Raw genomic sequence first — 9,966 nt, forward strand, 5'->3', positions numbered from 1 at the left:
AAAGCCTTATTGCAGCGCGTCAAACTCTCTATTCGACATAGGACTCCATTATTAGAATTGTGAAAATATGAGGAAACAAAGCCCATTTTGAAGGATTTCGTGGCAACCTGTCGAATTACATAAAGCTGACTATTAACAGGATGTGATGAATGTGATTGAAATGCAGGACATTTGGAAGACGTATGCGGATGGCACACATGCGCTTCGCGGCGTTTCCGTTCGAATAGATCGTAATGAATTTGTATACCTCGTAGGGCCTTCCGGCGCAGGCAAATCGACCTTTATGAAGTTGATTTACCGTGAGGAAGTGCCGTCCAAAGGGCAAATATCGGTGAACGGCTTCAACATTGGCAAGCTTAAGCCTCGCAAGATTCCATACGTGAGACGCAACATCGGCGTTATTTTCCAGGATTTCAGATTGCTTCCGAAGCTTACCGTATTCGAAAATGTCGCTTTCGCCATGGAGGCGATCGAGGCGCCCCGCAGAGTCATTAAGAGACGCACGATGGAGGTGCTGGAGCTTGTCGGGCTTAAGCATAAGCACGCCTCCTTGCCGGCACAGCTATCAGGCGGCGAACAGCAGCGTGTCGCCATTGCCCGCGCAATCGTGAACAATCCGTCGGTTATTGTCGCGGACGAGCCGACAGGCAACCTGGATCCCGAGACGTCGCTGGGCATTATGAACCTGCTTGAAGAGATTAACTTCCGCGGTTCGACAATCGTCATGGCTACGCATAACAAGGACATCGTCAACTCCATGCGCAAGCGCGTCATTGCCATCGAGAACGGCAACATCGTTCGCGATGAAGCGAGAGGAGAGTACGGCTATGAAGCTTAGTACGATTCTCCGGCATATGCGAGAAGGCGCGAAGAACATTATCCGCAACGGCTGGATGTCGTTCGCTTCGATGAGCTCCATGTTCATCTCGCTGTTTATACTAGGAGTTTTCCTGCTGCTTGCATTGAACGTGAACGCAATGGCGGATCAGATAGAAAGCCAGGTTCAGATTCGGGTCTACTTGCAATTGAACGTCGATCAAACCAAGATGACAGAGCTGCAGAACAAGATCGGCAACATAACGGAAGTAAGCAAAGTGAAGTTCGTGTCGAAGGCAGAAGGGCTTGATATATTGCGCGAAAGCCTTGGCAAGGAGAATGAAGATTTGATTGAGGGCTACGAGAATGAGAAGAACCCTCTGCCAGATTCCTTTACCGTCGAGGTCTACGATCCGCTATCGATCGAAACGGCGGTTGCGCAGATCGAAGCCATCAACAAGGCGGACGAGTCGCTGCCGATTGCGAAGGTCAAGTACGGCCAAGGCACAGTCGAGAAGCTGTTCACTATAACGAACGTAGTGCGCAACATCGGTTTCGTAGTCGTTATCGGCCTAGGCATTACCGCGATGTTCCTCATCTCGAACACGATCAAGATGACGATTATCGCCAGACGCCGTGAGATTGGCATTATGAAGCTGGTAGGAGCGACGAACTCGTTCATCCGCTGGCCGTTCTTTATCGAAGGCGCCTTAATCGGATTGATCAGTTCCGTATTGACTACGGCTGTCATCTGGGTTGCATACTCGCAATTTGTTAGCTTTACGGAGACGGATTTGGCTCTAATGATGATTAAGCTCGTCACGTTTAAAGAAGTGGCTGGAATGGTCGCGCTGCTGTTGATCGGACTAGGAACATTGTTAGGCATTTGGGGCAGCACCATTTCGGTACGAAAGTATTTGAAAGTGTAGGTGATGATGGTAATGAGGAGAATAGCTGGTGTTATTGTAGTAACGCTGCTTACCGTATTTATGTTGCACCCGGCAAGCGGAGAAGCGGCATCGCTTAGTCAGATCAAGAAACAGATCGAGGAAGCAAAGAAGGAAATGCGGGACGCTGAGAGACGCGCAGCAGAAGCGCAGAAGCAGGCAGCTAATGCTAATTCTCAGAAGTCGGACATTGAAGTGAAGAAGTCCGACGCGCAAGCCTCGATTCAGAATATACTTGCGGAGATCGACAATGTAACGGTTAACAAAATGAATACGCAGGCAGAGGTTGATGCGAAGGAGGAGGAGTTGCTGCAGACAGGCACTCAGCTGGAGCAAGCCGAGCAACGTGTCGTAGAGCGCGACGAGCTGCTGCAATCGCGTATGCGTCTTATGTATACGAACGGATTCGTGTCGTATATGGATGTCTTGCTAAGCGCAACGAGCTTCACCGATTTCATCGATCGTTTCGATGCGCTGCAGTCGATCCTCAGTCAGGATCACGATATACTCGAAGAGCAGAAGCAAGAGAAGGAGCTTGTCGTTCAGAAAAAAGCCGAGGTCGAGAAGYAGTTCGCCGAGGTTAAGGCCATGTACGATAAGTTGGAGAAGTACGAGAACGCGCTCATCGCCAAGGAGCATGAGAAGGAGCAATTGATTGCCAGCTACAACAGCAATCTCCAAGCGCTCGACTCGGAACTGGAGCAGCTTGAGGATATTGGAGAAGAAGCAGAGAAAGAGTTGATGCAACTTGCATCGAAGGTGTCCAAGCTGAATGCCGAGAAAAACCGTATTTCCAATCCGTATAGCGGCGGCAGACTCGGTATGCCGATCAAGGACAACTACCGGATTAGCTCGAACTTTGGCACGCGGACGCATCCAATCACAGGCAAGAAGCATACGCATACAGGTATCGACTTCGCTGCGCCGCAGGGCACGGATATTTATGCGGCGGAGGGCGGCGTCGTTATTATCTCGCAAACCTGGAGCAGCTACGGCGAGTGTATCGTAATCGACCACGGCAACGGCTTGTGGACGCTGTATGGTCATATTCGCAAAGGCGGCCGATTGGTCAGCAAGGGCGATACGGTCAAGAAAGGCGACAAGATCGCTGAAGTCGGAAGCACAGGCAACTCGACCGGACCGCATCTTCACTTCGAGGTACGTAAGAATGAGGTTGCCGTCAACCCGGGCGGTTACTTGAAATAGTTCGATAGGCATTAGCGATAACTTATAGGTAGACAACCAAGAGGCAGCCATATGGCTGCCCTTGTTTTTAAACGATKCCTTGCAAATAATTGTAAGCCGCTTGTCATATACTAGGACGGTATTAGGAAGAGAGCCAAGCCTGCGACCAGGTTCGGCACAGGCAATACTGGGAAAATATGAAGGTGGTGTAGAAGGGTGCAATTCAAAGGACGCACAGTGTTCGCGTTCGTGATGCTGACGATGTTCGCTTCTGTGCTCGTAACGCTGACGATCGCGGACCAGCTTATTAATCCGAAGGTGGAAGCTGCGCTCACCTCTGCGTCGGCGGAAGGCGGTACAAGCCGCTACAGCTTGAAGGAAGATGAGCTAACGAAGCTGAATGCCGTGCTTGAGCTGATCGAGACGAAGTATTATGAGAAGGTCGATCGTCACGAACTGGTGGATGGTGCGGTAAGCGGCATGATGTCTTCGCTGGAGGATCCGTATTCCGTCTATATGGAGAAGGACGTAGCGCAGCATTTCTCCGAGTCGATCGAAGGCTCGTTCACCGGAATCGGTGCAGAAGTGACGATGGAGAACGGCAAGATTGTCGTTGTCGCGCCGATCAAAGGATCGCCAGCCGAACGTTCCGGCTTACTAGCCAAGGACGTGCTTATTTCTGTGAATGGCGAGAAGCTTGACGGTTTGAGCCTGCAGGATGCAGTTGCTAAGATTCGCGGTCCAAAAGGTACGAAGGCGAAGCTGCAAGTGCTTCGCAGCGGCTTTAACGAGCCGGTGCAGCTCGTACTGATTCGAGACGATATCGACGTCGAAACCGTCTATGCGAATTTGCGAACCGACGGTGTCGGAGTCATTGAGATACGGCAGTTCTCGCTTCATACGGCGGAGCGCTTCAAGGAAGAGCTCGCCAAGCTGGAGCAGCAGGGGATGAAGGGATTAGTTATCGATGTGCGCAACAATCCTGGCGGTATTCTCCCTGTTGTCGTTGACATTGCCGAGTCGTTCCTTGCCAAAGGTCAGACGGTCGTTCAAGTCGAGGACCGCAGCGGCGAACGCGAGAAGACGTTATCGGAAGGCCAAAGCAAGACATACCCGATCACCGTGCTCATGAACAAAGGCAGCGCAAGCGCATCGGAAATATTGGCCGGCGCACTCCAAGAGGGAGCTGGCGCGAAGCTGATCGGCGAGACGTCGTTTGGCAAAGGTACGGTGCAAGTCAGCTACAACAAAGCGCTTGGCGATGGCAGTCTCGTCAAGATGACGATTGCGAAGTGGCTGACGCCTAACGGCAACTGGATCCATGAGAAAGGCATTAAGCCGGATATTGAAGTACAGCCTCCGGATCTCTATACGGTAGCAAGACTAAGTATGTCCGAGACGCTGCAACAGGATATGCTCGGCGAGCAGGTCCGCAGCGTTCAAATTATGCTTCATGGCTTAGGCTACGAGCCGAAGCGCGAGGACGGATATTTCGGTCAGGAGACGACCGAGGCAGTCAAGCGATTCCAGTCGGAGCATAGCATGCCGGCAACAGGCAAGGTTGATGTGAAGACCGCAGAAGCGCTTGAACAAGCGGTAGTTAAGTGGATTCAAGATGAGAACAATGACGTTCAACTGCATGAAGCAATCAAGGTGTCAGGCAGGAAATAACTCATTGGCGTCGAATGAATAAGAGGTTGGCTCTATCGTGGAGCCGGCCTTTTATTTTTTTTGCTAAATCGCGCGTAAGCGGAGGAGTGTGGAGATTGGCAACGTTGATTGATTTGCTGGAAGCGTTCGGACAGGCAGCCATACAACTATTAGCGCAGCCTTTTTATTATATTTCGGTTTTATTTATTATTTTGCAATATACGAGACAGATCCGGATGGAAAGACAGCTGTTTGCGGTTAAGCTTCATAATTGGCCTGCTCTTGTGCTGCGGGCAATGGTGGCTGGCTTGGCGGTAGGGCTCGTCGTGTCGGCGGTCGGCGCCTTTATTGGAACGGCGTTAACGGGAGAAGCGGTGTTATGGCTTTGGGCAATAGCTGTCCTATTGATGCTCATACGCATTCGCTACTTGTGCTTCGCCTACAGTGCTGGTATTATCGCGTTGCTTCAGTGGGGGATTGGCTTCACAACGCTAGCCGAACGTTCCGACTGGGCCGGTTCGTTATCGGCTTCGCTTGCTGAGATTGATACTGCAGGATTGCTGGTAATCGTTGCTCTTCTTCATCTAGCAGAGGCCGCACTCGTCCGCTGGCAGGGAGACAAGCTATCCACTCCGCTGTTCGTGGAAGGGAAGCGGGGCAAGCTTGTTGGCGGTTATATGCTGCAAGGCTTCTGGCCTGTACCGCTGCTTATGATCGTCCCGGCCGCTGGTGGCGGAATGTCGCAGACGGCGCTGCCATGGACGCCGCTCTTCGGCGCCGATTGGACGCAAGGATGGTCAGTCATAGCGCTGCCGATGGTGATCGGCTTCACGGAAATGACGCGCTCGCTGCTGCCTAAGCAGAAGGCGAAGCATGCGGCTAAAGGGCTACTGCTGTACAGCGTTATCGTAACCGCGGCCGCGCTTGCAGCCTGGCAACTGCCGATGTTGCTTCCGCTAGCAGCTGTTGTAACGTTGCTGCTGCATGAGGCGCTTGTATGGCGCAGCACCGCATCGGAAGCGCGGAGATCGCCGCTGTATGTGAATGATGCGCGCGGCTTACGCATATTGGGGATTGTACCGGGTACGCCCGCTGCAACGATGGGGCTTCTGCCCGGTGAAGTAATTCATAAGGTGAACGGCATTCGGATCAAGAACAAGGAAGAGATGTATGAAGCGCTGCGGCATAATCCTGCGTTCTGCAAGCTCGAAGTATTGAACTTCGAAGGTGAGATCAAGTTTGCGCAGCGCGCGCGTTACGCGGGCGAGCATCATCAGCTTGGCGTCATCTTGGCGCCGGATGAGCAAGCCAATTATTATGCGGCTGCAGGTCCGGCATCGTTGCTCGAGCTTTTGCGTTCGAGAACGGCCAATAAGCGCGGCGGCGAAGCGGCGGCAGCCAGCGAAAGCCACGAAGCCTAATAGCAACAAAAAAAGCGGTTGAAAGGGAGCACTTCCCTTCAACCGCTTTTTCTTAATTCGTTTTTCTATTCAATCGGAGCGCAGCGCCGATTAGTACAAGAGATGCTCCGAGCGCCACGAAAGGCAGATTGCTTGAATCGCCCGTCTTAGGCAGCTCGTCGACATCAGGTGCTTGTGCTGTTCCTCCGCCTTGCGGTATTTCCTCCACATCAATTTCGAAGAACAGCTCTTCTTCCTCGCCATTCTCATTCATTACAATGATGGAAAATTTATCCTTGCCGATAAAACCTGGATTCGGCGTATATACCCACTTGCCATCCGGCGTAACGGTTACTTTGCCGTTCTCCGGCAGTTTGCCTGACTTCGCATTTCCTTTCTTCGGAACGTCAACTTTATCCTCGATCGGTTTCTTTTCCTTCGTCACTTCTTTCTCGATTGGAGGAGTAGGCGATGGTTTAATCGTTGGCGCAGGCGTTACGCTTGGCGCAGGAGTAACAGACGGCGTTGGCTCTGGCGTCACAACCGGCGTTGGTTCAGGCGATGTTGCAGGTGTTGGGCTAGGCGTAACTTCCGGATCCGGTTCCGGTGCGGTTACGCGTTTTACATTTTCAACCGTAATGGCTTCGTTGTCTTCGTTAATCGTGATTGGGTATTCGCCATCGCCGTCGATCCTATAACCCGAAGGAGCTCTGTATTCCTTCAAAATATAATCGCCGTAAGGGATGTTGACGAACACTGCTTTCCCTGACGCATCCGTTGTAACCCGTTGCAGCTTCGTAGTCAGCGTGCTGTCATACAGATCGAATATAGCATTCGCCAGCAGTTTGGCGGCGTCGGAGGCCGATACCTTCGTGACGGTCAAGTCACCTGTCAGCTTTGCGTTCGCAATCGTAATTTGCTGTTCACCCTTGGAGTTGATCGTAATTGTGTACTCGCCTGTGCTGACGATGGAATAGTCGGCAGGAGGTGTCACTTCTTTCAGCGTATATTGACCGTATTTCAAGTTGTCGAATAATGCAATGCCATCATTGCCGGTGTACTCGGTATCGCCGACCTTCTGGTTGTTCGAATTACGATAAAGCTCGAATGCCGCGCCTGCAAGGGTAAGCGTATTGTCGCTCGAATCAACCTTCGTGATTTTCAAGCTGCCCTTATATGCACTGCCTGTGCCTGAGCCGCCCGACAATTTGACTTCGACTTCGGAAGGCTCGTCAATGGTAACAAGATCGACGCCGTTACCGCGGAATGCGACGCTGTTCGTTAAGTTGTCGCCGTCCTCCGCGTCAATTATCGTTTTGTATTCCAGAATGTACGGTTTCTTAATGACGGAATGAAAGGTTAGAACGAAAAGGCTGTCTCCTTCGCCGGCAGCCGGATCTGGATTCGCTTCTACCTTAACCTCATATAGGCTGGTATCAGCCGGTCCGGCTTTCGTAACGTTGCCATCCTCGTCCACGGTCGTATCGTAGAGGACGAAGGAATCGTCCACGATAATCTGCTTGCTGCTTGGCGTGTCGATGATGCTCGCGTTCTCAACCGTAGATTGGCCGCGGTTAATGTAGACGGTCCAATCGATCACGTTCGGATCGCTGTCGTTCTGATCGCCGCTCTTCGCTACGTATTCTCCTGCTTTCGGGATTTCTACGGTTTCGGACAGCGTCTTCGGATCATAGCCGTCAGCCGTCAATATCGCGTTGTTGATGATGGATTCGTTCTCGATGAATTCGTCCTCAAGTTCGGTGCGGAACGAAATGAAATAAGGGCTCGTAATATCGCCGAACTCGATAACGAGCTTCTGCCCATCTGCTTCGTCCTCAACGGTGAGCGCGTAGTCAGCCGGATCAACGATCGCGCCGTTGGTAGTCGTTCCGTTAGCAGCTACGGCCATATGGCGAACCTCAATCGAATTGGCCACGTATTTTTGCTCAGACGAGAGCTTGTCCGTAATGACGGCATTTGGCAGCGTTTTACTGTTGTAGTTGATGCCAAGCTCCCATGCGATCTCTTTCGTATCAGCGTAGTAGCGCCCGTTCTTGAAGCCGTTGTCGATCGTTTCTTGATTTGGGCTAGGATTGGATGGAGCTGTCTTGCTGAGATCAGAGCCTGTATCTTCCTCTTTCCACTTCAGGCTGCCTATGTTGTTATAGCTTGTCTTGTTCGTGGCATACGAGCCGTCCGTATAATCGTACTTTGTCGTGTAAGTGATCGTATGCGGCTGGTCTCCATCCCCGAAATCGACGGAGAAGCCTTGAACCGTATCGATTGCCGAATTGTCTGGTTTATAATTTACGGTATAAGTGCTGCTAGCGGCTGCTGCTCCGTCAATCTTCAAGCTGACTGCGATTAGCTGCTGTCCGTCGACTCCGAAGGTGTCGTCGAACCGCAGATCGTACAGCTCATAGCCGTTGCCGTTAATGCGGATTGTCCAATCGATCGTTCTTGTCGCGTAATTGAAACCGGAATTGCTCTTCGAGAAAAAGGTTTGTTTGATGCCTTGCGTGCTGGTCGATGATCCGCCATCTGCCGTTACATCGTTTTTGATCGAAGCGTCCTCGTAGACGTTGGCCGAGGGTTCCGTTTGATACTCGATGATATATGCAGAGTTGATTGCATTGTTGAATGTTAGGATGAAGCCGTTCTTACCGGCGATAGCAGGAGAATCGTCTACGCTGTAATCAGCAGGAGACACTAGACTGCCGGCAATGCCTGTATTCGGGTCAGGTACCTCGAAGACCTTGATCGAGCCGGCAACGAGCTGATGCTTATCGTTGAACAGGTCGGTAATCGACGCGGAATCTATCGCGTTTTCGCCGAAATTGTACTTGATCTGCCAATCGATGAGTTGAGTTGTTTCGCTATATCCTGTCGATGATTTTTTCAAAAGCTCACCGCGCTTATTGTCTACCTTCTTCGTAGCAGAAGTTGGACTGACGTTATCGCCCGTAAAGTTTACAGTGTTCGTAAAGCTTTCCGTAAGAATATGCGTGCTGTCGATGGATGTCGAATAAGTAAGTCGATAAGCGGAAGCGATGTCTCCCAGCTCGATAACTAATTCGTTGTCCGGAGCCACGGGCAGCGTTACATCATAAGCCGCCGGATCAACGAGGACCGGATTGAATGCATTGCCGTCCGTATCGATATCCAACTTCTCCAGCTTCAGTGTGCCGTCGTTCGTGAACGTGAGACCCGAAGGAATGACGTCGCTGATTTTCGCATTCGCGACTTTTTTGAGCGCTTTGTTGACATCGATGCTCCACGAAATATTTTGAGCATTGATCGCCTTGTCGGTTGAACCGTCCTTGGTCGTTGATTTGCTTACATTCGGTTTAATATGAATAATGACCGCATCGCCGATGCCGAAATCTACCGGGACTTCCGTTTTGTTATTGACGCTTGCTTTGGAGAAGAAGGTCCAGAAACTAAGCGAGCCTTCTACGTCACTGCCAACGATATTTTCGTTAAATGTCATTGTGACCTTACCGGTCAAATCCGCGTCGAATGTACCTACAGTTCCACCATCGCCGTCATCCAGGGGTTTAGCGCTAAGCGGCGTGTACATCACTAGTTCAGGCGGAAGCTGAAACTCATAAGTGTCGCCGTCTTGGAATCCTTTTGAAGCATCCAGTTTATACGTATATTCAATGTTAAGCCTCTGTCCGAGCTCAACCTGGATGTCCTCGCTTGCATCGGATACGGCTTCGTCGATTTCTGCGATCACGTCCTGAGACGCGACGTCTGATAACTTAATACTCGTAATGATGTTATCTGCAATAGCTAAGGCGTTTGCTTGCTTCGTTATGCCTCCGACATTCGTATATTGGAAAATAATGAAAAAGGCGACGAGCATCGCTGCGACTTTTTTCTTCATGGTTATTAACCTCCCGTTAAGCTAAAAGTAAAATTTTTATTTGGGCTCTAGATAAAAGCTAGTTTTAACCTCCTTTTTC

The 9,966-nt window shown here is 51.0% G+C and carries 6 protein-coding genes; 5 read left to right on the forward strand and 1 reads right to left on the reverse strand.

All coding sequences use genetic code 11. From position 1 onward, the window contains the following. Positions 1-151: 151 nt before the first annotated feature. The 5 genes from ftsE (at position 152) to AB4Z33_RS24965 (ending at position 6,019) form a co-directional block, all read left to right on the forward strand. Positions 152-838 (forward strand): cell division ATP-binding protein FtsE, encoded by a 687-nt coding sequence (gene ftsE / locus AB4Z33_RS24945; protein ID WP_307208650.1) that lies wholly within the window; start codon positions 152-154, stop codon positions 836-838. Beyond that, complete coding sequence (ftsX, locus tag AB4Z33_RS24950; protein ID WP_442052485.1) at positions 828-1,745, forward strand: permease-like cell division protein FtsX; 918 nt, start codon at positions 828-830, stop codon at positions 1,743-1,745. Before ftsE ends, ftsX begins: the two co-directional genes overlap by 11 nt. A 12-nt stretch (positions 1,746-1,757) precedes the next feature. After that, positions 1,758-2,969, forward strand: coding sequence for a murein hydrolase activator EnvC family protein (locus tag AB4Z33_RS24955; RefSeq protein ID WP_442052486.1), 1,212 nt, complete (start codon positions 1,758-1,760; stop codon positions 2,967-2,969). Positions 2,970-3,164: 195 nt separating this feature from the next. After that, positions 3,165-4,619 (forward strand): S41 family peptidase, encoded by a 1,455-nt coding sequence (locus AB4Z33_RS24960; protein WP_442052487.1) that lies wholly within the window; start codon positions 3,165-3,167, stop codon positions 4,617-4,619. Between the two features lie 95 nt (positions 4,620-4,714). Next, complete coding sequence (locus tag AB4Z33_RS24965) at positions 4,715-6,019, forward strand: PDZ domain-containing protein (RefSeq protein WP_442052488.1); 1,305 nt, start codon at positions 4,715-4,717, stop codon at positions 6,017-6,019. Between the two features lie 52 nt (positions 6,020-6,071). On the opposite strand, the gene AB4Z33_RS24970 is transcribed toward AB4Z33_RS24965, so the two are convergent. Further along, the gene (locus AB4Z33_RS24970; protein WP_442052489.1) at positions 6,072-9,887 is read right to left on the reverse strand and encodes a collagen binding domain-containing protein; all 3,816 of its coding nucleotides are present in this window, start codon (positions 9,885-9,887) and stop codon (positions 6,072-6,074) included. Between the last annotated feature and the right edge of the window lie 79 nt (positions 9,888-9,966).

Source organism: Paenibacillus sp. 2TAB19 (assembly GCF_052115185.1).
GTDB lineage: Bacteria > Bacillota > Bacilli > Paenibacillales > Paenibacillaceae > Pristimantibacillus.